Here is a 23,685-nt window from a genome sequence, read left to right on the forward strand (position 1 = left end):
GGTGTCCACATCCCAAGACGAGGGTCTCATTATTCGGCACGGCTGCGTACGGTGATGAGCGAGTCGTTCGAAGCGGGTCGTTCGAGAAGACGAGAAGGGGCACGGTCATGTCCAAACCGCAGCCGCAGGAGACCGCCGTCTACACGCACGGGCACCCCGAGTCCGTGCTCCGCTCGCACACCTGGCGCACCGCCGCCAACTCGGCGGCGTACCTCCTCGGTTCGCTGAAGCCGCACATGAGGATCCTGGACATCGGCTGCGGCCCGGGCACGATCACCGCGGACCTGGCCGAACTGGTCCCCGACGGGCAGGTCACCGGCGTCGACCGGGCGCCGGGCATCCTGGACCAGGCCAGGGCCACGGCCGCCGAACGGGGCCTGGGCAACGTCGAGTTCGCGGTCGCGGACATCCACGCGCTGGACTTCCCGGACGACACGTTCTGCGTGGTCCACGCCCATCAGGTGCTCCAGCACGTGGGTGACCCGGTGCGGGCACTGAGCGAAATGCACCGGGTCACCAAGCCGGGCGGGTACGTCGCCGTCCGCGAGGGGGACTACCAGGCCATGGCCTGGTATCCGGCGTCGGAGGGCATGGACGACTGGCTGGACCTGTACCGGCGGGTGGCCCGGGCCAACGGGGGCGAGCCGGACGCCGGGCGCCGGCTGAAGTCCTGGGCGCTACGGGCCGGGCTCACGGACATCAGGGCCACGTCCAGCACCTGGACGTTCGCGGACAGCGCCGAGCTCGCCTGGTGGAGCGGCCTGTGGGCGGACCGGACACTCGCGTCGGCGTACGCGGACCGGGCCACGGAAGGCGGCCTGGCGACCCCGGAGCAGCTGCGGGCGGTCTCGGAGGCCTGGCGGGAGTGGGGACGGCGGGAGGACGCCTGGTTCATCGTCCCGCACGCGGAGATTCTCTGCCGAAAGGGCGACTGATTCCCTCCACGGATGAATGAGACGCCGATTCCGGGAAACTCGGAGTCCAGGAGGTTCACAATGGTTCCCATTCTGCTCGTACTGCTTCTGGCTCTGATTCTCTTCGGTGCCGGATTCGCGGTGAAAATACTCTGGTGGATCGCACTGATCGTGCTCGTCGTCTGGCTACTGGGCTTCCTGGTGCGGGGCACGAGCGCGAGCGGATCAAGGGGCCGGTGGTACCGCTGGTAGCCGGCGTCAGCAGGTGATCAACCCCTGGAGAACAGGGGCTTCGCGGCCCGAGGACCAGATTCTGGTCCTCGGGCCGCGACAATTCACTCACCGTCTTCCTTGAACGCCCGTTGATTCCCAACGCGGGCGGTGCGATCCGCTTTACCGAGGTCCCGCAGGTCCTCGCTCAGTCGGTCGACGATCTCCTTCAACTGCGGATTGTCGCGCAGTTGCCCGGACAGCAGGTCCACGATCGCCTGCGGGCTCAGCTGCATCCGCCTGGCGGCCATTACGGCGCCGACAGCAACGACCAGTTTCAGTTTCTTCGTACGTCCAAGGACGTATCCGGCCCCTACCGCGAGGCCCAGTTCCACTCGGTTCATCCTCGTCCCGTCCCGTTGTCGGTGCCCGTCGTGGAATCCGCGGGCCCGGCCGGGCCCGGTTCGACGAAGCTGTACGGCGGCAGCGGCCCCTGGACCCGCACTTCCAGGTACGGACGCGCCTTGCGGAGCTGCTCGATCGCGGTGCGGAACACCTCCGCCGAGTCCCGGGCCACCAGGAACGACACGTCGGCGGGCCGTTCGGCCGACTCGGCGCCCACGCTCACCGCCACCGAGGACGGCTCCAGCGTCCGCCGCATCTCGACGGCGTCCTCGGCCTCCCGGGCCCGCACCGCGGCCACCACCATCTCACCGAGGCTCACCCTGTCCTCGTGACTGCCGCCGCCCGCTTGCCTGTTGGCCTCGGTGAGAGCCCGGAGCTCCGGGCTCTCCGCCAGCACACGGTGCAGCACCGCTTCCTCCTCGTGGCTCACCTCGACCTTGTACTCGACGTTGCCGTCGAGGACTCCGAGCCGTTCCACGTAGTGCTCGACGCGTTCGGCCAGCACCGAGGTGACCGCGTCGTCGTCCGGTGCGACGCTGCCGAACGGCATGGGCAGCACACACCCGGCCGCGCCCGCCTCCTCCAGTACGTGCTGGTGGGCGAGCAGATCCTCGCCCCTGGGGCGGAGTTCCTCGGGTGCGTCGCTGACGATCGCCGCCAGGGCGCCCTCCGTCAGGACGCGCACGGAACGCGGCGGATCGCCGACGCCACGCAACTCCTCGGCGAAAGAACGCAGTTGGGGATGATCGGCGGCGGTGACGCCGTAGACGTACGTACCGATACTCGTCTCGATGCCCGCTTCTTCGCCCGCGTTCGTACCGCTGTTCGTGTCTGTGCCGCTGTTCGTGCTCACTCCTGCTCCTCTTGAGGTACGTCTGTCGATGTGGTCCAGCTTCAGCCCGTCGCTTCGAGCCTTCGCCGCGCCGACCCGGCGCCCGCAAGCGCCGCAGCGGTTCGCCCCACGAGTGGGTACGCGCCTGTTCGACCGCGTCCGCGACCGGTCAGCGACGGGCGGTCAGGTCCGGGTCGTCCAGCCGGTCCGAGCCGACGGGGACGGCCACGGGTGCCCCCGGGTTCGGCCCGGACGGAGTACGGCGCGACCGCGGTCTGCGCGTACGCGTTGCACCGCACGTCGGGGTAGAGCCGGTCGCCGCGCTCCTTCTTGCGGGCCCGGTGGTCAGCCGGGCGCGATCACCTCCTCCGCGAGCAGCCGGCCCGCCGCCATGATCGCCTCGGCGTCGATGCCCGCGGCGTGCAGCTGCTCGTCGGGGCTCGCCGAGCCGGGCATCGTACGGACGGCGAGGCGCGCCATCCGGGGAAGTGGCCGTCCGTCGAGGAAGGCGTCGAGGACCGCGTCCCCGATGCCGCCCTCCTCCCGGTGGTCCTCGACGGTGAGCAGACAGCCGGTCTCCTCGGCGGCCCGGCGCAGCGTGAGCCGGTCGACGGGCTTGACGGAGTACAGGTCGATGACCCGCACCGGGATGCCCTGGGCGTCGAGCGCGTCGGCGGCGGCCAGTGCCTCGTGGACGGTCACGCCCGCCGCGACCACCGTCAGCCGGTCCTCGCTCCCGGCGGTGCGCAGCACCTTGCTGCCGCCGACGGGAAACTCCTCGTCGGGCCCGTACAGCAGCGGTGCCCCGCCACGCGAGGTGCGCAGATACCTGATGCCGTCGAGGCCGGCCATCGTGGCGACGAGCCGCGCGGTCTGGTGGGGGTCGCACGGATACAGCACGGTCGAGCCGTGCAGCGCGCGGAACATCGCCAGGTCCTCCAGGCCCATCTGGGAGGGCCCGTCCTGGCCGATCGCGACGCCCGCGTGCGAGCCGACGAGGTTGAGGCCGGCCCCGCTGACCGCCGCCATGCGCAGGAAGTCGTGTGCGCGGGTCATGAAGGCCGCGAACGTCGACGCGTACGGGACCCAGCCGCGTGCCGCCAACCCCACTGCGGCGGCGACCAGTTGCTGTTCGGCGATGTAGCACTCGAAGAACCGGTCGGGGTATTCCTTGGCGAAGGCCTCGGCGCGCGTCGAGTCGCTCACCTCCCCGTCGAGGGCCACGACATCCGGCCGGGCGTTGCCGAGCGCGGCGAGCGCCTGCCCGTAGGCGTCCCGGGTGGGGATCTCCTCCCCCCCGTCCCAGCGGGGCAGTTCGAGGTTTCCGGCCCGTACGGAGTGCAGCGCCCGGGCGGCGTGCGGCTCGGGCGGCCGGACGCGGAGGTCGCGGGGGCCGCCGAGTTCGGCGATCGCCTCGTCGGCGTCCGGCAGCGGTTTGCCGTGCATTCCCTCGCGGTCCTCGACGGCCGCGACGCCCTTGCCCTTGAGGGTGCGGGCGAGGACGACGACGGGCTGCCCGGTCGTGGACTCGGCCTCGCCGTAGGCACGGTCGATGGCGTCGACGTCGTGCCCGTCGATCTGGACGGTGTGCCAGCCGAAGGCCTTGAACCGGCGGGCGTAGGCGTCGAGATCGTGCCCGTGCCGGGTCGGTCCGCGCTGGCCCAGCCGGTTGACGTCGACGACGAGGACGAGATTGTCGAGATGCTCGTACGAGGCGTGCTCGGCGGCCTCCCAGACGGACCCCTCGGCCAGCTCGCTGTCCCCGCACAGCACCCACACCCGGTACCCGGTGCGGTCGAGCCGCTTGCCTGCCAGCGCGATACCGACGGCCACGGGCAGTCCCTGGCCGAGCGATCCGGTGGCCGTCTCGACCCATGGCAGCCGCCGGGGTGTCGGATGCCCTTCGAGCCTGCTGCCCAGTTGGCGGTAGGTGAGCAGCTCGGCGTCGTCGATGGCGCCGACGGCCTTGTAGGCGGCGTAGAGCAGCGGCGAGGCATGCCCCTTGGAGAGCACGAAGCGGTCGTTGCCGGGGTGGGTCGGGCGGTCGAAGTCGTAGCGGAAGTGGCGGGCCAGGAGTACGGCCATCAGGTCGGCGGCGGACATGGACGAGGTCGGATGCCCGGAGTTCGCGGCGGCCGAGGCCCGGATGCTGTCGACGCGCAACTGCTGGCCCAGCTCGGCGAGTTCGGCGGTGTTGTGCAGGGGTCCGGCGGTGTTCACGACTCTCCTTCCGATCGGGTGGACTGTTCCGCGGCCTGTCGCGGGGACTGTCTCGGAACCCGTGCCGGGGACTGCCGCTCGCCGCCCGGCACGCGCGCCAACTCCGGCGACGACGTGTCCAGGGGGACCGACCAGGACCGGACGAGCCCCAACTGCACGCCCTGGCGCGGCAGTACGGCGTCCAGCAGCCAGTCGGCCGCGACCCGCACCCGGTTTCCGGGCATCGCGGCGAGGTGGTAGCCGCGGGTGACCGCGCCGGCGAGCGGCCCGGACAGTGAGACGCCGAGCGGGTTGGCTGCGGCCTTGGCCCCGCCCAGGTCGACGACGAACCCCAGGTCACGGTGGCGGTAGGCGCGGCGGGAGCAGATACCCAGCGAGGCGGCGACGTTGCGGGCCGCGACCTTGCCCTGCCGCCAGGCGTGCTGCGCGGTCATCCCGGTGAACTCCCCGGGCTTGTTCAGGTCGGGGACAGCGGCGGCGTCCCCGCACGCGAACACCTCGGGGTGGCCCGGCACCTGGAGGAACGGGTCGACGACGAGCCGCCCGTGCTCCAGGGGCCGTCCGATGCCCTCGACCAGGGGATCGGGGCGGACGCCGACACACCACACCAGGGTGCGCGACGCGACGAACTCCCCGTCGGACAACAGGACTCCGCCGGGGGTCGCCTCCTTCACGGAGGTTCCCGTGCGGACGTCGACTCCCCGTTCGCGCAGCACCCGGTCGGCGGTGCGTGCCAGTTTCTCGTCCAGCTGGGGCAGGACGCGCGGCGCGGTGTCCAGCAGCAGCCAGCGTGGCCGGATGCCTTCGCGAAGGGGCTGTTCGCGGACCAGCGCGTCGGTGAGCAGCTGCCCCTGCGCGGCGACTTCGGTACCGGTGTAGCCGGCGCCGACCACGACGAAGGTACAGCGGGCGGCGCAGCTCTTGGGGTCGTCGGCGGCAGCCGCCAGTTCGATCTGCCGGATCACGTGGTCGCGGTGGTACAGCGCCTCGGGCAGACCGCGGAAACCGTGGGCGTTCTCGGCGACACCTGGCACGGGCAGCAGCTTGTTGACGCTGCCGACGGCGAGGACGAGCCGGTCGTAACCGAGGGTCCCGCTCTCGCCCTCGGGGTCCGTGTAACGGACGGTGCGCGCGTCGAGGTCGATGCCGTCGTCCTCGGCCTCGCCGAGCACCAGACGCACCTGGGGCAGGGTGCCGGGGAGGGAGACGGTGATACGGCGCGGTTCCAGGACACCGGCGGCGACCTGGGGCAGCAGGGGCAGATACAGAAAGTGGTCGGTCGGGTTCAGCAGGGTGATGTCGGCCTTGTGCCGGGTCAGCCGGGCCAGGGTGCGGGCCGTCCGGTACCCGGCGAAGCCCGCGCCGACGATCAGGATGCGGGGTCGACTCACGTTTTCGCCTCCGGCGAGGTCGCGCGTACAGAACCTTCGGTCAGCCGTAGGTACGCCGTCATGGACGAGGTACGGAACTATCCGCGTCCCCCTGGTCAGGGCGCCCAAACGTCCGTCGGGCCCGGTCGGCCATCCGCGGTCCGCCCTCCCGCGCCGGTTTCCCCGCCGCCCACTGGGTACCCGGAGCACACCCCGACCCGCCCTTTTCCCGGAGGTGCTTCCCCATGCCCGAATACGGCTACTTCCTCGCGTGCGAGGAGTTCGGCCCGGCGGAACTCGTCGAACAGGCGAGGCAGGCCGAGCAGGCCGGGTTCCAGGCGCTGTGGATCTCGGACCACTATCACCCGTGGAACGACGCCCAGGGCCAGAGTCCCTTCGTGTGGTCGGTGATCGGCGCGCTGTCGCAGGCGGTGTCGCTGCCCATCCAGACGGCTGTGACGTGTCCGACCGTGCGGACGCACCCGGCGGTGGTGGCGCAGGCCGCGGCGACGAGCGCGGTGATGACGGACGGACGGTTCCGGCTCGGCGTCGGCTCCGGCGAGGCGCTGAACGAACACATCCTCGGTGACCAGTGGCCGCCCGCACACACCCGCCTGGAGATGCTGGAGGAAGCGATCCAGGTGATGCGCCGCCTCTTCACCGGCGAGGAGGTCAACCACCGCGGCCCCCACTACACCGTCGAGAACGCCCGCCTGTACACCGTCCCGGACGAGCCCGTCCCGATCGACGTCTCCGGCTTCGGCCCCCAGGCGACGGCGCTCGCGGCCCGGGTGGGCGACGGCTACATCACCATGGGGCCCGACGAGGACCTCACGACCCAGTTCCGCAAGGGCGGCGGGGGCTCGGGGCTCGTCAGCGGCGGTACGAAGGTCTGCTACGGCCCCGACCGCGAGGAGGCCGTCCGTACGGTGCGCACGCTGTGGTCCAACCAGCTGCTGCCCGGCGAGATGGCGCAGATCCTGCCCACGCCGCGCCACTTCGAGCAACTGGAGCCGCTGGTCACCGAGTCCATGGTGAGCGAGAGGACGGTCTGCGGCCCCGACGTGGACGAACACGTCTCGGCCCTGTCCGCCTTCGCCGACGCGGGCTTCGACCGGGTCTACGTCAGCCAGATCGGCCCCGACCAGCGCGGCTTCTTCGACTTCTACCGCACGAAGGTGCTCCCCCAGCTGCCGGGCCGCTGAAGCGGGCGAACCGATCAGGGCCCTACCCCTTCAGCATCTCCGAGGTGATCGCCCATCGTTCGTGGTCCCGCCAGGCGCCGTCGATGTGGAGGAAGCCCGGTGAGAAGCCCTCCAGCCGGAAGCCGCAGCGCCGGGCGAGGGCGATCGAGGCGGTGTTGCCGGGCTGCACGTTGATCTCCAGCCGGTGCAGCCGCAGCGGCGGCCCGAGGGCGTACCGGACGACCAGATCGAGCCCTTCGCCCATCAGCCCCCGTCCGGCCGCGTGCGCGAACGCCCCGTACCCGAGGGCACCGCACAGAAAGCCGCCCTGGACGATGTTGTTGATGTTGATGAACCCGGCGACGGCGCCACCCTCGACGCCCGGGCCGTCGCCCTTCTCGCACACGAGGAACCCGGCCTTCGTCGGATCCTCGATCAGCCGCCCGGCGTACGACGCATAGGCGTCCGGGCTCGCCGGCGGAGCCAGCCAGGGGTGATGCAGGGCCTTGCTCTCCCGCACCCGGTCGATGAACTCGGCACCGTCCTCGTAGGTGAACGGACGTATGCCCACGCGGGGCCCTTCGGCAAGATATCCACGGTGCTCAGACACTCGGCCACCCTACGCGCGGCCCTCGTTCACCTGCGGCGGCGCATGAAATAGGCCCCGCAGAGCGCGCCGATGACCGCCGTGCCGAGCAGCGCCATCCACAACGGCATGGTCACTTCGGGGATCAGCAGCCGGATCCTGGTGGCGCGGGTGTTCTCGAAGATGAAGATCAGGGCGAGCAGGGCGAGTGCCCCGACGGCGACCCGGGCGGGCGTCAGCAGCCCCCGCGCACCACCGGTCCCGCCACCGGTGCTGCCACCGCTCTCGGAGGTCTTCGTGCTCATGGGGCCGGCATGGGCCGAGCGGGGGCTTCCCGCGCGCCCGGAGGTAGGCCGGACGGGTGACGGCACCGAGGGCCGGCCCGCACCGCCCTCACCGCAGCGCCGGTTCCTCCAGCGTCAGTGTCCCCGCGTCGGCGTCCAGTTCGGCGGCCACCCCGAACGGGATCGTCAGCGCCCCGTCGCGGTGCCCGAACCCGAACCCCTCCACCACCGGCACCCCGAGCCCGCCGAGCCGGTCGGTGAACACGGCACGCAGCACCTCGTAGGGACCGCATCGCTCCCACGAGCCGAGCGCGATCCCGGCGACGCCGTCGAGCCAGCCGGTGCGCAGCAGCTGGGTGAGGGTCCGGTCGATGCGGTACGCGCTCTCGCCGACGTCCTCGATCATGAGCAGCCCGCCGCGCGCACCGGGCCTGGCGTGCGGGGTGCCCTGTTCGGTGGCGAGCAGGGCCAGACAGCCGCCGAGGGTGACGCCCCGGGCCCGCCCGGGCACCAGTGCGGAACCCGCTGCGGCGTCGACGACCCGTACCAACTCCGGATCGAACAGCGTGGCCCGCAGATGCTCCTGCGCCCGCGCGTTCTTGAGGAAGTCGACGGCGGACGTCATCGGCCCGTGCAGCGTGGCGAGTCGCAGCCGGACCGCGAACGCCTCGTGCAGCGCGGTGGCGTCGCTGTAGCCGACGAGCACCTTGGGCCCGGCCGCCCGCAGCGCGTCCCAGTCGAGCAGGTCGACCATGCGCTGCGCCCCGTAACCGCCGCGGGCGCACAGCACCGCGTCGACCGTGGGGTCGCACCATGCGGCCTGGAAGTCGGCGGCACGGTCGGCGTCCGTACCCGCGAGGTAGTCGAACTCACCGTGCCGGTCCAGGACATGGGGTGCGACGACGGGGTCCAGGTCCCAGCCGCGCAGGATGTCGAGCCCGGCCTGCAGCCGCTCCTCGCGGACGGGCCCGCTGGGCGCGACGACGGCCACGCGGGCACCCGGCGCGAGCCGCGACGGCCTTGTCAGGGGCTTCACTTGACGAGTTCCAGGGTCGGGATGCCGGGCGGGGTGAGCCCGAAGGCCTGTGCGTACAGGGAGAGTTCGGCCTCCAGGACGCGCACTGTCGTGTCCGCCCGCCGGAATCCGTGCCCCTCCCCCTCGAACGCGATGTAGCGGTGCGGCACGCGCTGTCCCTCCATCGCGAGCCGGGCGAGGAACCGGTCGCACTGCACGGGCGGGCAGATGACGTCGTCCAGCCCCTGCAGCAGCAGGAAGGGCGCGGTGATGTCGGCGGCGTGCTCGACGGGCGAGCGCTCCAGATAGCGGCCCGGGACCTCGGCGAGCGGGCCGACCAGGGACTCCAGGTACCGCGACTCGAAGTCGTGGGTCTCCCCCGAGCCCCAGCCGGCCAGGTCGAGGATCGGGTAGAGGATCGTGCCGCAGGCGTAGACGTCGGTGCCGGTGAGGGAGGCCGCCGCGGTCCAGCCGCCCGCGCTGCCGCCCCGGACGGCGAGCCGGGCACGGTCGGCGGTGCCCTCGTCGGCGAGGGCGAGCGCGACGGCCGCGCAGTCCTCGACGTCGACGACGCCCCACTGTTCGCGCAGCCGGTCGCGGTACTCGCGCCCGTACCCGGTCGAGCCGCCGTAGTTGACCTCGGCGACGCCGATGCCCCGCGAGGTGAAGTAGGCGATCTCCAGGTCGAGTACGAGCGGCGCCCGCCCCGTCGGCCCACCGTGCGCCCACACGACGTACGGGGGCAGCTCGTCGCCGGGCGCCGTGTACCCGGGGTGGTGCGGCGGGTAGATGTGCGCGTGGATGTCCCGGCCCTCCGGGCCGGTGAAGGTGCGGATCTGCGGCTCGGGGTAGTGCACGGGGTCGACCGGGTCCTGGTGTGCGGCGCCGATGACCCGGGCCCGTCCCGTGCGGGTGTCCAGCTCGACGACCTCGTAGGCGCTGCGCGGGCTGGCCCCGACGGCGAGCACCCGGTCCCCGTGCACGGCGAGGGTGGCCGCGAACTCGGTCCAGGGGCCGCATGTGTCGACGACGTCGCCGGTCTCGGGGTCCAGGATCCCCAGCGAGGTCGCCCCGCGCCCGTGCACGACCGCGACGGGACCGCCCTCCAGGGGTGCGAACCAGCGCTGCCCGACCTTCCAGAGCGCCCCGCCGAACTCCTCCGGGCGGGGGCACACGGGCGTGTCGTCGCGGTAGAGGTTCCACCAGCCGGAGCGGTCGCTGACGTACAGCAGCGCTCCGTCGCCCGCCCAGTCCACCTGCGCGATCGACTCCTCGGGCCCTCCGGCGACCGTCCGGGCACCGTTCAGCGTGCCGTCGGCGCCCATCTCCGCGACCACCAGTTCCGTGCCGTCCCAGGGCATCCGCGGATGGTCCCAGGCGAGCCAGGCCGCGCGTCGGCCGTCGGGCGAGATCCGGGGTCCGGTGACGAACCGGTGCCCGTCGTCGGTGAGTTCGCGTACGGCGCCACGGTCCTCGGCGGCCGATCCGTCCAGCGGCACGGCGGCGAGCACGCGCCGCACGTCGGTGGGTCCTTCGCCGGTGAACTCCTCCAGCACGCACCAGACTTCGCCGAGTTCGAGCCGCAACTGCGGCTGCACCCAGCGCAGTCCGCCACCGACCGGGGACAACGGGGTGAGCGGGCGCGGTTCCTGTCCCTCCGTCAGGCGGTACAGCCGCTGGTCGGCGAAGTTGACGAACACGACCAGCGGACCGCCGTCGCGCACGGCGCCGGCCCACGGGTGACCGCCGTACTCCATGACGCGGCTGCGCACGTTCCACGGCGCGTCCAGGACCGACTCCTGGGTGCCGTCGGCGTGCCGTCGTACCAGGGTGCGCCGGCCGCCCTCGGTGGGCCGGGGCTCGGTCCACCAGGCCTCGTCGCCGACGAACCCCACGTGCTCGGGTGACCCGTCGTGCTCGGCGGCGAGTTCCGCGTCGATGGGCGAGAGCCATGATCCGTACGGCAGTGTCTGCACTGTCTTCCCCACTCCTAGGCCGTGCGCAGGAACCGGTCGAGTACCCGGACTCCGAAGTGCAGCGCCTCGACCGGGACGCGCTCGTCCACACCGTGGAAGAGCGCCTGGTAGTCGAAGCCCTCGGGCAGCTTCAGGGGCGCGAATCCGTACCCGGTGATGCCGAGCCGCGAGAACTGCTTGGCGTCGGTCCCACCGGACATGCAGTAGGGCACCACGAGCCCCTCGGGCGCGAACTCCTCGACGGCGGCGCGCATCCGGGCGTACGTGGGTGAGTCCACCGGAGCCTGCAGGGCCCCCGAGCGATGGTGGAACTCCCAGGTGACGTCGGGGCCGGTGAGTTCGTCGAGGGTCGTACGGAACTCGTCCTCGCAGCCGTACAGGAAGCGCCCGTCGACATATGCGACGGCCTCGCCGGGGATCACGTTGACCTTGTAACCGGCGTTCAGCATGGTCGGGTTGGCGCTGTTGCGGACGGTCGCCTCGACGAGCCGGGCGGCGGGTCCGAGCTTGGTGAGCAGCCCGTCGACGTCGTCCAGGTCGGGCACGACGCCGTAGAGGGCGGCGAGTTCGGTGAGGGCGGCCCGGACGGTGGGAGTGAGGCGAAGTGGCCACTCGTACGCGCCGATGCGCGCGACGGCGGCGGCGAGGCGGGTGACGGCGTTGCTGTGATTGACCTTCGAGCCGTGTCCGGCGCGTCCCCTGGCGGTCAACTTGAGCCAGCCGGTGCCGCGTTCACCGGCGGCGATGGGGTACAGCCGGTGTCCGGCGCCGTCGTGGAAGGTGAACGCCCCGGACTCGCCGACCCCTTCGGTGCATCCCTCGAACAACCCCGGGTGCTCGGCGGCCAGGAACCCGGCGCCGTCCGCGGCGCTGTCCTCCTCGTCGGCGGTGAACGCGATCACGATGTCGCGCCGGGGCCGGACGCCCTCGCGGGCCCAGTGGCGCACGACGGCGAGGATCATCGCGTCCATGTTCTTCATGTCGACGGCGCCCCGCCCCCAGACGACGCCGTCGCGGATCTCCCCGGAGAACGGGTGCACGCTCCAGTCGTCGGCGCGTGCGGGCACGACGTCCAGGTGCCCGTGCAGGAGCAGGGCGTCGGCGGCGGGGTCGGTGCCCTCGATCCGGGCGACGACGTTGGTGCGCCCCCTGGTCCGCTCAAGGAGTGTGGGCTCCAGGCCTGCCTCGGCGAGCAGGGCGGCGGCGTACTCGGCCGCGGGCCGCTCCTGGCAGTCGCCGCCGCCGTGGTTGGCCGTGTCGATCCGGATGAGATCGGAGGTGAACGACACCACCTCGTCGAGCGCCTGCTGCTCAGCCATACTGCTCCTCCACCGCGGCCGAGACGATCGTCGTGACCGCCTTGAAGGTACGAATGCCCTCGTACATTGTGCCGCCCGTGTACGCGACCTTCCGTTCCCCGGTCCGCGCGACGCCGGGCACCACGGTGGCGGCCATGGCGAGATGCTCGGCGTCGAACTCGAGGGCGACGGTGAACGGCCCGCCGACGACGGGCTCGTGCCGCACGGCCAGCGCGGCGGCCTCCTTCGCGGCGGCCCGGATGTCGGCGGCGGTCCTGGCGGGCGTCCGGCACACGGCGGCGTACCGCGACACATGGTCCTTGACGGCGACCTTCAGCGCCTCGGGCGCGTATCCGAGCGCGTCCTCGCAGGCGAGGTCGTCGCCGGTGACGAGCACGACGGGAACGCCGTACTCGGCGACCACACGGGAGTTGAGGAGCCCTTCACTGGCCCGTACGTCGTTCACCCACACGCCGGTGATGGAGTTGGCGAGGTAGGTGTGCGCGAGGACGCCCTCCATGCCGGCGCCCGCGTGATACCCGACGAAGGCGATGCCGTCCACGTCGCCGTGCTGCACGCCCTCCACCATGGACAGCGACTTGTGGCGCCCGGTGAGCATCTCCACCCGCTCGTCCAGCCGTTCGAGGAGCAGGTTGCGCATGGTCCAGTGGGCCTCGTTGACCAGCACCTCGTCGGCGCCGCCGTCGAAGAAGCCGAGCACGGCGGCGTTGACGTCCGAGGTGAACATCGAACGGCACCGCTCCCACTGCGGGGTGCCCGGCAGCACGTCGGCCGGCCAGGTGACGCCGGTGGCGCCCTCCATGTCGGCGCTGATGAGGATCTTCATGGTGGGACAGTCCCGTCGCAGGTCAGCGGCTCGCTGTCCGAACGTTACGCGCCGGGCGCGGTCCCGGCCAGGAAGCACCGCTTCGACCTCCCGGGTGAACCCACGGATCTCCGCACCGGACCGTTCGGTAGCCGGAACGCGGCGACAGCCCCGCCTCCCTGCGGAGACGGGGCTGTCGCGCTGTCGCGCTACGGGACGACTGCGGTCCCTGGACTCCCGGTCAGGAGCGGCGGGCGCGGCGGCCCAGGAAGAGCGCGCCGGCGCCGAGGGCGACCACCACGGCCGCAGCACCGGCGATCGTGCCGACCGGCGCGCCGGCGCCGGTCTCCGCCAGCGGCGGGGTGCTCTCGCTGGGCGAGGGCTCCGGGCTGGTGGGCGGCGTCGACTCGGCCGGGGGCACGTCCGGGGTGGTGGGCGGCGTGGTGGAGGTGTCGGGGGTGCTCGGCGGGGTCGTCTCCTCGGCGGGCGGCTCGCTGCTCGCGGGCGTCGTGGGAGTCGCGGGCGTGGTCGGGGTGGCCGGGGTGCTCGGCGCGGGCTCCGACGGCGTGGGGGCGGGCGGCACGGAGGCGCCGGTGTCGCACGCCTTGTCCCCGCCGTTCCAGGCCGCTATGAGGTGGTAGGGCGTGACCACGCCGTCGGGCTGGTAGGGGGCGGGGCCGTGGCCCTCCCCCGACTGGCCGTCGTACGCGATGTCGTCGCCGTACAGGTCGATCTGCCCGTAGCAGTCCGGGGACTTCACGCTCAGCTTCTGCCAGGCGTGCTCCGCACCACCGGCGTCGGCGACGTCCGCGGAGGTGAGGTAGACGGTGTCCTTGTCGACGAAGGTCTGGTGGCCGGAGGTGTTCCAGTTCGGGCCCTCGGTCGTGTACTCGGCCAGGGACACGGGGTACTTGCAGCCCTCCCCGACGCTCTGGCCCGGGGCCAGCCGCACCTCGACGGAGCCGGGAGCGCTGTCCCAGGCGTGGAACCCGCCCTGCGAGGTCCAGTCGCCGCCGTCGATGCGGTACTGGACGGTGGCGGACTGGCAGGATCCGCCCGTGGTCGCGCTCGCGGTGCCCGCCCCGAGTACGGGTACGACAGCGGCGGCGAAAGCGGTTGCGGCGAGGACAGTCAGAGTTCTGGACTGATGCGAACGCGACAAAATGAGCCTCTGTGGATCGAAATGTGTGGGAGGTGTGTCGAGCGCATGCGACCGGCGCGGACGGACACCCGAAGGCGTGCGCGACCAGGTCACTCGCGTCACTCCGCTCGCTTCAGGCCCAGCGAAGTGATCCGCATTCTCGCCACGTTCGGCGACTCCCGTCAATCCTCCACGAGTTCTCCACATTCCGACTTGATCACGGCGGCCTCCGGCGTCATGTCCCAGGCCGCCGCGGTTCTCAGCGCTGCTGCGCCACGACGACCCACTTCGAGGGCAGCACTATGCGGGTTCCGTCCGCCGTGTACTCCGTGGTGGTGAGCGGGAGTTCGCCGCTCCCGAGGACCTCCAGGCCCGCCGCGCTCAGATAGACGGGGACCGCCGAGTCCGCCACCTCGCCGGGTGCGATGCCGTGCTCGAGGACCGGGCGCAGCTTGGGCGGCGGGCCCTCGGGGCTCTGGGCCAGGCCCATCAGGATGGGGCGCGCGTCCTGCGACAGCTCGACCAGGAAGGCCCGGCCGCGCTGCCCGATGAGGGTCGCGATGCCGTCGACGAGGGTCTGCCGGTCGTCGGCGTCGCACTGGTGGAGCACCCCGCGCATGTACACGTTGGTGTCGCCGAGCTTTCCGTGCAGTGCCTCGACCTCGGTCTTCTCGGCGCAGTCGAGCAGTTCGTACTCGGCGGCGCCCTCCGGGTCGGCCTGGCGGGCGCGCTCGAGTGCCGCGGGCGAGAGGTCGGCGCCGACGACCCGGGTGAACCGGTCGGTGAGGAACCGGGTCTGGGTGCCGTTTCCGCACCCGAGGTCCAGCAGGGGCAACTCGAAGTCGTCGAGGTGCGGTTCGAAGACGGCGAGGTGGAGGCCGACGGTCAGCACGGGCTCCGCGTCCCAGAAGACGGCCCCCTGCCCGTGGGGGGCGTCGCGCCAGAAGCCCTCCCAGGCCTGCCTGTACCGACTCGTCACGCTCATGCCCAACTCCCCAGGGTGCGACGGCTGCCCGTCCGAGGGGACGGGGCAGTTCGGTCTACCGTGCCCCGGTTACGCCCACAAGCGCACCGCGTATACCTTCACGGCTCGTTCGAGTGGTGTACGCCGGTGTGCGCCTCGCACGCCTCCCCGGCCCCGCGGCAACAGCAATCCAAGCACAGGGCACCGGCATCGACGGCGGGGCGTCAGCGTCGGCGCGGCAACGTGAGTTCGAACCACACGGTCTTGCCCGCCCCCGTACGGCTGGCGCCCCATTCCCGGGCCAGCGTGCTCACCACGCGCAGCCCGCGGCCGGCCTCGGCGGTGGGCTCGGCGCTGAGCAGCGTGGGCAGGGTGTGGTCGTCGTCGTCCACCTCGCACAGCAGTGTCTCGCCGCGCACGAGCCGCAGCTCGACGGGGCGCCCGTGCGAGTGGCGTACGGCGTTGGTGACGAGTTCGCCGACCAGCAGCTCGGCGGTGTCCACCAGCCGCGCCAGGCCCCAGTCGTGGAGCTGTTCGCGGACCACGGCACGGGCCCGGCCGACCTCGGCCGGGCCGGGGGCGAGCCGCCATTCGGCGACGTCGTCCGGTTCGATGCCGTTGAGTCTGGTCATCAGCAGCGCCACGTCGTCCTTGCGGCCCCCGCGTACGTTCAGGGTGCGGATGATCGTGTCGCAGGCGTCGTCCATGGAGGCGGCCGGGTGGGCGGCGGACTCGCAGAGCGTGGCCAGGCCCACGCCGATGTCCTCCCCGCGCACCTCGACCAGTCCGTCGGTGCACATCACGAGCCGGTCGCCGGGCTCCACACGCACGCGTACCGCCTCGAAGGGCACTCCGCCGACACCGATGGGCGCGCCGGTGGGCAGGTCGAGCAGCTCGCTCCGGCCGTCCACCGCGCGGACCAGCACGGGCGGGATGTGGCCCGCGTTGGCGAGGTGCAGCTCGCCGACGATCGGGTCGTAGACGGCGTAGAGGCAGGTCGCGAGGTAGGTGTCGCCGAGGCGCTGGGCGAGGTCGTCGAGGTTGCGCAGGAGCTGGGCGGGCGGCAGGTCGAGGGCGGCCATGGTCTGGACGGCCGTACGCAACTGGCCCATCATCGCGGCCGAGTTGAGGCCGTGCCCCATGACGTCACCGACGACCAGGGCGGTGCGGGCGCCCGGCAGTTTCACCGAGTCGAACCAGTCGCCACCGACGCGGCCCAGCAGCGTGCCGGGCAGATAGCGGGTGGCGATGTCGCAGCCCGCCATGCGCGGCGGGATCTGCGGCAGCATGCTGTCCTGGAGGGTCTCGGCGACACTCTCCTGGTAGGTGTACATGCGCGCGTTGTCGAGCACGAGGCCCGCGCGGGCGGCGAGTTCGGCGCCGGTGACGCGGTCCATGTCGTTGAACTCGACGCGCTCCGGATGGCGCAGCAGGATCATGAAGCCGAGGACGACGTTGCGGGCCTTCAGCGGTACGACCAGCATGGAACGGCCCGTGATCAGCGGCCTGATGTCACGCTTCTCGAACTGCGAGGCGATCATGTGCCCCATCTGTTCGCTGATGCGCGGCACGAGGACGGGCTGACCGCTGGTCATGCACTGGAAGAACGGGGTGTGTGCCGGGAACGGCATGGCCTCGCCGACCGGTACGACGTCGTCCCAGCGGCCCGGTTCGTCGGTGTGTTCGAGGGCAACGCGGTGCCACATCGTCGTCGTGTCGGGCACCCCTTCGGGGAACCCCTCACCCGCGACGACCTGTTCGCGCAGATAGGTGCCCGCCACGTCCGTGAAGCGGGGGACGACGGCCTTGCTGACCTCGATGATCGTGCGGGACAGGTCGAGCGAGGTGCCGATGCGCCCGCTGACGTCGTTGAGGAACTCCAGCCGCTCGCGCACCGCCGCGTACTCGAGGTCCTCGACGTCGTCCTGGAGGTCCTCGGGCAGGGGCCGGCCGGCCTGCGCCGCCCGGGCCGCCCGTTCCCGGCGGGCCTTGCGCTCGGCGCGCCGGGGCACGCCCCAGTCGGGGGTGACCGGGACCAGGTCGTTCTGGCTGAACTCCAGGACCGGATAGCCCAGTTCGAGGATCTGGGAGACGATGCGGGCACCTTCCCCGACGCTCATGCTGGGCAGGATCTCGGGAAGTCTGCGGGCGAGTTCGTCGGCGCCGGGGAAGTTCGTGTGCAGGGCGAATCCGGGCGCGACGCGCTCGACCGGGACCTCGTCGTCCTCCTGGCGCAGTACGTCGGTGTCGGCGGCCAGTACCAGGAGGCGCTCGTGGCCCGGTCCCACCAGGGGGTAGGCCCACCAGAGCACATCGACGCGGTCGGCGTCGCGGCCGGGCACCGTGAGGCGGGCGCGGCCCGAGGCCGGGTAGGACAGCCGGCCGTCGAGAGAGGACTCCAGGTCGGGTCCGAGGCCGTCGTAGGCCGCGTACGACCCGAACGGCGTCGAGTCATCGTCATCGTCGTCGGTGTCGGGGAGGGCGCCCGAGACGGGCAGCAGGTCGACGGCGGGCCGGCCGAGGGCTTCCTCCTTGGAGGCGCCGAACAGACGCCGCGCGCCCCGGCTCCAGTGCGAGACCAGACCTTCGCGGTCGACCACGACCACGGCCAGCGGGATACGGCCCGCCCCGGCGTGCTCCGCAGGCGCGCTCTCCCCGGCTCCGCGGCTGGGAGGTGCGCCCGTCTCGGTGCCACGGTCCATGGCGCAGGCCCCTTCTTCCCCCGGCTCCGCAAGATCTGTGCCGTCCTCACCACCGTACGGCGCCGGTCGGTCGCGATGTGTGGCAATCCGGTAATTGCTCTTGGCCGGTCCGCTCCGGCACACAGGCACGCGCCCCGCGCGCTCAGTCCTCGTGCCCGAGCTGAAGGTCGCGTTCCGTACGGCCGCCGCCGGCCATCTGGAGGACGGTGGCGACCGGCGGGTAACCGGAGGCGACGACCGTGTACTCGCCGGACGACAGGTCCGCGAACCGGAACGTTCCGTCGGCCGGGGTGGTGAGCGTGTCCACGACGTTGCCGGCCACGTCGAGCAGGGTCACCCGCGCGTCCTCGACAGGCCGTCCGCCCCCGGCCCGCACGGTGCCCTTCAGGACGGCGCCGCCCGCGAGTTCGACGTCCTGGCGGGTCTCGCGGGACGCCCGCACGGTGACGGGAAGGGCGGCCGGGCGGAACGCGGGCGCGCCGGCGGCGAGGGTGTACTCGCCGGCCACCAGTTCGGTGATGACGTACCCGCCCTCGGGTCCGCTGCGGGTGGTGGCGACGACCTCGCCGTGCACGTTGGTGAGCGTGACGGTGGCGTCCGGGACCGGAGTGCCGTCCCCGGTCCGTACCCGGCCTGCCAGGCGGCCCGCGCCGCCGAGGACGAGGTCCAGTTCGACGGGCCGCTCGCCGACGGTCACGGTGACCGCCTGCGGCTGGTGGCCGCCCGCCGCGGCGATCAGGACGTAAGCGCCGGAGCCGGGCGTGGACAGCGCGTACCGCCCGTCCTCGGCGCTCGCGCCGCGCCCGATCTGCGCGCCCGTGACGTCGATGAGGGTGAGCGCCGCGCGCGGTACGACGGTCCCGTCGGGGTGCTGCACGGTGCCGCACACCGGGATTCCGGCGGCGTACGGCGAGCGAAGCGGGACGGGGGTCCCCCCGACCGAAGGGTGGGGGAAGGTCGCCGGGACCGCCAGGGTGGTCGTGGGTCCCGCGGAGTCGACGGGGGCGGTGTGGTGGGACACCAGCGGTTTCTCCTTCAGGAAGAGGGCGACGAGCAGGCCGAGGACCAGCACCGGCACGAGGTACAGGAAAACGCGCGGCATGGCGTCGGCGTACGCCCTGATGTAGCTGTCGCGCAGCGCCGGGGGAAGCGCGTGGACGAGCTGCGGGGTGATCGAGTCGGGGTCGGGGAGACGGGCTCCCGCGCGCGTGGGGAGGCTTTCGCGCAGGGACTCGGCGAGCCGGTTCGCGAAGAGGGTGCCGAAGATCGCGGCGCCGACGCTGCCGCCGATCTGCCGGAAGTAGTTGTTGGCGCTGGTCGCGGTGCCGAGGTCGGCGGGGCGCACGGAGTTCTGCACGGCGAGGACCAGGACCGGCATCACCATGCCGATGCCGGTACCGAGGACGGCCATCCAGAGGCTGTAGTGCAGCCGGGGCGTGTCCACCTCGAGGCGGGACAGCAGCCACATGCCGAGCACGGACAGGGCGCCGCCCAGGACCGGCCAGACCTTGTAGCGGCCGGTGTGGCTGATGAGCTGCCCGGAGAGGATCGACGCGCCGACGATCCCGGCCATCATGGGCAGCATCAGCAGCCCGGACTCGGTGGCGCTGGCGCCGTCGACCATCTGCAGGAAGGTCGGCAGATAGCTGGCGGCACCGAAGAGCGCCACGCCGATCACCAGGCCCACCAGGCCGGTGACGTTGAAGACGGAGTCCCTGAACAGCCGCAGAGGGATGAGGGGTTCGGGTGCGAAGTGCTCGGCGACGACGAAGAGCACGGCGGCCACGAGCGCTCCGGCGCCGAGTCCGAGGATCTCGCGCGAGCCCCACGCGTACTCGGTGCCGCCCCAACTGGTCAGCAGCACCAGACAGGTCGAGGCCACGGCGAGCAGCAGCGCCCCGAGGAGGTCGAGCCGGGCCCTGGCCTTGGGCTTGGGCAGCTTCAGTACTGCGGTGACGACGGCCAGCGTCAGCAGACCGAACGGCACGTTGAACCAGAAGCACCACCGCCAGGAGAGATGGTCGGTGAAGTAGCCGCCCAGGAGGGGCCCTGCGACCGAGGCCAGGCCGAACGCGGCGCCGATCAGGCCCATGAAGCGCCCGCGTTCACGCGGCGGCACGATGTCCGCGATGATCGCCTGGACACCGGTCATCAACCCGCCCGCGCCGACGCCCTGGAGAGCGCGGAAGGCGATGAGCTGGTCCATGGTCTGCGACCGACCGGCCAACGCCGAGCCGACGACGAAGACGACGATCGCGAACTGGAAGACGCCCTTGCGGCCGAGCAGATCGCCGAGTTTGCCGTAGACCGGCAGTCCGACGGTGGCGGTGAGCAGGTACGCGGTGATCGCCCAGGACATCCTGTCCAGGCCGTGCAGCTCCCCGACGATCTTCGGGAGCGCGGTGGCGACGATCATCTGCTCCAGGGCGGCGAGCAGCAGCGCGAGCATGAGCCCGAAGAACACCAACCGGACCTGGCGCGGGCCGAGTTGCACAGGCTCGGGCGGGGGTGGCGCGAGCGCGGTCGCCGGTTCGTCCTGCACCAGAGTGATCCCGCCCACGTACCGCTCCCCTCGTCGCGCCTACCGACAATTCCCGCTTTGGGCGACAACTGTGAGCAAGCACGACGAGTTACGGCGTAAAGGTGCACGGGGCGGAGATCCACTCGAACCGGTGAGGTGCGCAGGGGCGGGAGCCAACGCCCCAGGAGAGGTTGCCCCTTGGGCTACTTCTCCACCTCGGTGGCGAGGTTGTCGAGGACTGCGTCGTAGATGCGGGCGAGGCCCTTGGGCGCGAAGGTCCGCTCGAAGAAGCCGCCGATGCCGCCGGCGCCGTTCCAGACACTGGTGACGACGACCCGTGACTTGCCCTCGCCGGCCGGGGTGACGCGCCAGGTGGTGACCATCGAGGAGTTGCGGTCCTTCTCGACGAGCTCGCCGTCGGTGGGCTCGCTGACCTCCAGCAGACAGTCCCGGACGCGCTTCTTGGTGGCCTGGAGCTTCCAGTGGACGAGGGTGCCCTCGCCGTCGCCGCCCTCGCGCACCTCGTACTCACTGAACTGCTCCGGCATCACCTTCGCGCGCGTGCCGTTGTATTCGGCGAGGGCGTCGAACACCGTCTCCGCGTCCGCCGCGACGATGCGCTCCGTGGTGGCCTCGACCTGCGCCATTGCGTTCCTCCAGCAGCTGGTTCTTCGGGGGGTCGCACTCAGCCAACCACCCCGCCGCCCGGCCGCCCAAATCGGGGTCCCGACAAGGAGCTTCACAACACTCGAACATACGATCGCACGATCAAGGGAACATGTGTTCTATTCTGTGGTCAGTGCTACCGAGGAGGTGTCATGCGCTGGGAGAACCTCACTGTGGAGTCCGGCTCCGGCCCGGCCGACGCCGCGTTGTTCGGCGCGGACGCGGTGACCACCCGTACCTTCGACTCCCCCGAGTTCCGCGGGATCACCTTCCACGAGATCCGGGCCCGTTCGATCATCAACAGGGTCCCCGGGGCCTCTCGCATGCCGTTCGAATGGACGGTGAACCCCTATCGGGGCTGCACACACGCGTGCGTGTACTGCTTCGCGCGCAGGACGCACAGTTATCTGGACCTCGACACCGGTCTCGGCTTCGACTCCCAGATCGTCGTCAAGGTGAACGCCCCAGAGCTGCTGCGCCGCCAGCTCGGCTCACGCCGCTGGCTCGGCGAGCACATCGCGATGGGCACCAACGTCGACTGCTACCAGCGCGCGGAGGGCCGCTACCGGCTGATGCCGGGCATCCTCGCCGCCCTGCGCGACCACGCGAACCCCTTCTCGATCCTGACGAAGGGCACACTGATCCTGCGCGACCTCGACCTGCTGGTGCAGGCCTCCCAGGTCACGGATGTCGGGATCTCCGTCTCCGTCGGCTTCACCGACCCCGACCTGTGGCGCACGGTAGAGCCGGGCACCCCCGCTCCGGAACGGCGCCTGGACGTCGTACGGGCACTGGGCGAGCACGGCATCGGCTGCGGGGTGCTGATGGCACCGGTGCTGCCCTTCCTCAGTGACCACCCTGCCCAACTGCGGGCCACCGTGCGGGCGATCGCCGCATCCGGGGCGACCTCCGTGACCCCGCTGGTGCTGCACCTGCGTCCCGGTGCCCGCGAGTGGTACATGGCCTGGCTCGGGCATCACCACCCGCATCTGGTGCGCCGGTACGAGCGGTTGTACGCGGAGGGCGCCTACGCCCCCAAGTGGTACCAGCGCCGGATCACCCGCCAGGTACACGAGCTGGCCCAGGAGTACGGAATGGGTCCCACGCGCGCGGGGATGCCCCGCAGGATTCCGCAACCCGTCGAGACCGATCCCACCGGACCCGGCACCGGGGCACCCGAGCCGGTCCAGCTGACCCTTCTCTGAAAGGGTGCCGCCATGAACGACCCGATCCTCGTGCGCGAGATGACCCTCGACGACTGCGAGCGTGTCTCCGAAATCCGTATCCGGGGCTGGCAGCACGCCTACCAGGGTCTGATGCCGCAGCCGTACCTCGACGCCCTCAGCGTGCCGGAGGACGCCGAGCGGCGGCGGATGTTCTTCGTGCGGGCCGGGTCGGAGGTCGTCGACCTGGTCGCGGAACAAGCCGGCGAGGTCGTCGGCTGGGCCTGTCACGGCCCGTACCGGGACGGCGAGATCCGCACCGACGACGCCGAGTTGTACGCGATCTACGTGGACGCCGGGCGGTTCGGCACCGGAGTCGGGCAGGCGCTGCTGCGGGAGGCGGTCCGCCGGTGCGCCGATGCCAGGCACCCGCGCATGCTCCTGTGGGTTCTCAAGGGCAACGAACGCGCCCGGCGGTTCTACGAGCGGGCGGGGTTCGCGGCCGACGGCGCCGAGGAGCCCTTCGACGTGGACGGGATCGCCGTACCGGAGGTGCGGTACGTGCGGGAACCGCTCGGCTGACGGTTCCTCGGGTTCATCTCTGTCCGGGGATGCGCGCCAGCGCGTGCACCGCCGCCTCGGCGAGGGCCGGGTGCGCGAGGGCCTCGTTCAGGACCGGCGCCGCGCGCCGGTCCCCCAGCGTGCCCAGCGCCTCCACACAGGCGAGCGCCACCTGCCGGTGCGGATCGTGCGGTTTCAGACGGCGGGCCAGCGTGGTGATCAGCGCGGGTACGGACTCCGGGGCGCGCAGCCGGCCCAGCAGCCGGACCGGGTGCAGGGCGTAGGCGACGCGCAGTTCGTTGGTCGCGAGAGCGGCCGCCGCGCGGGCCGTGCGCGGATCGCCGAGGCGGGCCAGGGCGTACGCGGCGGAGGCGCAGCGCTGCGGGTCACGGTGGTTGAGGAGGAGGACGAGTGCCTCGAAGGCTCGCCGGTCCCCCGTGAGCCCCAGCCGGAAGGCGGCCAACTCCCTGGCCCACAGCGGCTGTCCGGGGGCGGTGAGGACATCGGCCAGCTCGTCGGGGTCGCCGGTCGCCACCAGGTGTTCGTACGCCTCCGAGGTGTCCGCTCCGGCCTCGGCCCGTAAGCGCTCCGTGAGTGATCGCAACTCTTCGTCCATGATGCCGAGATTAGGTGCGGGAGCGGGGGCGCGTGGGCAGGATCCGGGGACGTACATCACAAAACCGGGGGCTGGCGCGCTCGTTACCCACCGGTTAAGCTCAGACGAGCGAGTTACCCACTCGCTTGCAATACATGCTGACGACGGCCTGGTGACGCAGCCGTCGTGAGTGCGACACGGCTTGGGACAGGGCCGGTCGGACCTCACCGTTCTCCGGGCGTGTGCACGCCC

At 71.8% G+C, this 23,685-nt stretch carries 22 protein-coding genes; 5 read left to right on the forward strand and 17 right to left on the reverse strand.

Annotated features, from left to right (window positions below):
* Nucleotides 1-107: 107 nt before the first annotated feature.
* Nucleotides 108-935, forward strand: coding sequence for a methyltransferase domain-containing protein (locus tag ACW4TU_RS06935; protein WP_457425668.1), 828 nt, complete (start codon nt 108-110; stop codon nt 933-935).
* 60 nt (nt 936-995) lie between these two features.
* Complete coding sequence (locus ACW4TU_RS06940) at nt 996-1,166, forward strand: hydrophobic protein (RefSeq protein WP_164319181.1); 171 nt, start codon at nt 996-998, stop codon at nt 1,164-1,166.
* An 83-nt stretch (nt 1,167-1,249) separates the two neighbouring features.
* Here the strand turns inward: ACW4TU_RS06940 and ACW4TU_RS06945 are convergent, their stop codons facing one another.
* The 5 genes from ACW4TU_RS06945 to ACW4TU_RS06965 all read right to left on the reverse strand — a co-directional run bounded on the left by ACW4TU_RS06945 (nt 1,250) and on the right by ACW4TU_RS06965 (nt 5,972).
* Nucleotides 1,250-1,519 carry a hypothetical protein gene (locus ACW4TU_RS06945; RefSeq protein ID WP_457425670.1) on the reverse strand — a complete coding sequence of 90 codons (270 nt, stop codon included), beginning with the start codon at nt 1,517-1,519 and terminating at the stop codon, nt 1,250-1,252.
* Nucleotides 1,520-1,524: 5 nt separating this feature from the next.
* The gene (locus ACW4TU_RS06950) at nt 1,525-2,310 is read right to left on the reverse strand and encodes a GvpL/GvpF family gas vesicle protein (protein ID WP_457429958.1); all 786 of its coding nucleotides are present in this window, start codon (nt 2,308-2,310) and stop codon (nt 1,525-1,527) included.
* A 113-nt stretch (nt 2,311-2,423) separates the two neighbouring features.
* Entirely contained in the window at nt 2,424-2,660 is a 237-nt protein-coding gene (locus tag ACW4TU_RS06955; RefSeq protein WP_457425672.1) for a hypothetical protein, read from the reverse strand.
* A 46-nt stretch (nt 2,661-2,706) separates the two neighbouring features.
* On the reverse strand, nt 2,707-4,581 hold the full coding sequence (locus ACW4TU_RS06960) for a transketolase (protein ID WP_457425674.1): 1,875 nt from the start codon (nt 4,579-4,581) through the stop codon (nt 2,707-2,709).
* Nucleotides 4,578-5,972 carry an NAD(P)/FAD-dependent oxidoreductase gene (locus ACW4TU_RS06965; RefSeq protein ID WP_457425676.1) on the reverse strand — a complete coding sequence of 465 codons (1,395 nt, stop codon included), beginning with the start codon at nt 5,970-5,972 and terminating at the stop codon, nt 4,578-4,580. The genes ACW4TU_RS06960 and ACW4TU_RS06965 overlap by 4 nt, the downstream gene beginning before the upstream one ends.
* A 224-nt stretch (nt 5,973-6,196) precedes the next feature.
* Here ACW4TU_RS06965 and ACW4TU_RS06970 point away from each other — a divergent pair, with 224 nt between their 5' ends.
* Nucleotides 6,197-7,156 carry an LLM class F420-dependent oxidoreductase gene (locus ACW4TU_RS06970; RefSeq protein WP_457425678.1) on the forward strand — a complete coding sequence of 320 codons (960 nt, stop codon included), beginning with the start codon at nt 6,197-6,199 and terminating at the stop codon, nt 7,154-7,156.
* A gap of 22 nt (nt 7,157-7,178) precedes the next feature.
* Here ACW4TU_RS06970 and ACW4TU_RS06975 read toward each other — a convergent pair whose 3' ends face one another.
* The 11 genes from ACW4TU_RS06975 to ACW4TU_RS07025 all read right to left on the reverse strand — a co-directional run bounded on the left by ACW4TU_RS06975 (nt 7,179) and on the right by ACW4TU_RS07025 (nt 21,095).
* Complete coding sequence (locus ACW4TU_RS06975; RefSeq protein ID WP_457425680.1) at nt 7,179-7,745, reverse strand: GNAT family N-acetyltransferase; 567 nt, start codon at nt 7,743-7,745, stop codon at nt 7,179-7,181.
* 26 nt (nt 7,746-7,771) lie between these two features.
* A complete protein-coding gene (locus ACW4TU_RS06980; protein WP_457425682.1) occupies nt 7,772-8,026 on the reverse strand; it encodes a LapA family protein in 255 nt (84 codons plus the stop codon).
* A gap of 88 nt (nt 8,027-8,114) precedes the next feature.
* Nucleotides 8,115-9,041, reverse strand: a complete 927-nt coding sequence (locus tag ACW4TU_RS06985; protein ID WP_457425684.1) for a S66 peptidase family protein — start codon at nt 9,039-9,041, stop codon at nt 8,115-8,117.
* Nucleotides 9,038-10,996, reverse strand: coding sequence for a dipeptidyl-peptidase 5 (locus ACW4TU_RS06990; protein WP_457425686.1), 1,959 nt, complete (start codon nt 10,994-10,996; stop codon nt 9,038-9,040). Before ACW4TU_RS06990 ends, ACW4TU_RS06985 begins: the two co-directional genes overlap by 4 nt.
* Before the next feature lie 14 nt (nt 10,997-11,010).
* On the reverse strand, nt 11,011-12,315 hold the full coding sequence (locus tag ACW4TU_RS06995) for a M20/M25/M40 family metallo-hydrolase (RefSeq protein WP_457425688.1): 1,305 nt from the start codon (nt 12,313-12,315) through the stop codon (nt 11,011-11,013).
* Entirely contained in the window at nt 12,308-13,141 is an 834-nt protein-coding gene (locus ACW4TU_RS07000; protein WP_457425690.1) for a M55 family metallopeptidase, read from the reverse strand. The genes ACW4TU_RS06995 and ACW4TU_RS07000 overlap by 8 nt, the downstream gene beginning before the upstream one ends.
* Nucleotides 13,142-13,361: 220 nt before the next feature.
* Nucleotides 13,362-14,282: a hypothetical protein gene (locus tag ACW4TU_RS07005; protein ID WP_457425692.1), complete on the reverse strand. Its 921-nt coding sequence runs from the start codon at nt 14,280-14,282 to the stop codon at nt 13,362-13,364.
* A 238-nt stretch (nt 14,283-14,520) separates the two neighbouring features.
* Complete coding sequence (locus tag ACW4TU_RS07010; RefSeq protein WP_457425693.1) at nt 14,521-15,246, reverse strand: class I SAM-dependent methyltransferase; 726 nt, start codon at nt 15,244-15,246, stop codon at nt 14,521-14,523.
* A 203-nt stretch (nt 15,247-15,449) separates the two neighbouring features.
* The gene (locus tag ACW4TU_RS07015) at nt 15,450-17,927 is read right to left on the reverse strand and encodes an ATP-binding SpoIIE family protein phosphatase (RefSeq protein WP_457425695.1); all 2,478 of its coding nucleotides are present in this window, start codon (nt 17,925-17,927) and stop codon (nt 15,450-15,452) included.
* Nucleotides 17,928-18,069: 142 nt separating this feature from the next.
* Nucleotides 18,070-20,487, reverse strand: coding sequence for an MFS transporter (locus ACW4TU_RS07020; protein ID WP_457425697.1), 2,418 nt, complete (start codon nt 20,485-20,487; stop codon nt 18,070-18,072).
* Nucleotides 20,488-20,651: 164 nt separating this feature from the next.
* Nucleotides 20,652-21,095: an SRPBCC family protein gene (locus tag ACW4TU_RS07025; RefSeq protein ID WP_457425699.1), complete on the reverse strand. Its 444-nt coding sequence runs from the start codon at nt 21,093-21,095 to the stop codon at nt 20,652-20,654.
* 171 nt (nt 21,096-21,266) lie between these two features.
* Here ACW4TU_RS07025 and ACW4TU_RS07030 point away from each other — a divergent pair, with 171 nt between their 5' ends.
* Together ACW4TU_RS07030 and ACW4TU_RS07035 are read left to right on the forward strand one after the other, a co-directional pair.
* On the forward strand, nt 21,267-22,319 hold the full coding sequence (locus ACW4TU_RS07030) for an Rv2578c family radical SAM protein (RefSeq protein WP_457425701.1): 1,053 nt from the start codon (nt 21,267-21,269) through the stop codon (nt 22,317-22,319).
* A gap of 12 nt (nt 22,320-22,331) precedes the next feature.
* Entirely contained in the window at nt 22,332-22,859 is a 528-nt protein-coding gene (locus ACW4TU_RS07035; protein WP_457425703.1) for a GNAT family N-acetyltransferase, read from the forward strand.
* Between the two features lie 13 nt (nt 22,860-22,872).
* Here the strand turns inward: ACW4TU_RS07035 and ACW4TU_RS07040 are convergent, their stop codons facing one another.
* Nucleotides 22,873-23,454 (reverse strand): adenylosuccinate lyase, encoded by a 582-nt coding sequence (locus ACW4TU_RS07040; protein WP_457425705.1) that lies wholly within the window; start codon nt 23,452-23,454, stop codon nt 22,873-22,875.
* Nucleotides 23,455-23,685: the final 231 nt, after the last annotated feature.

This window comes from Streptomyces kryoterrae, assembly GCF_054072135.1.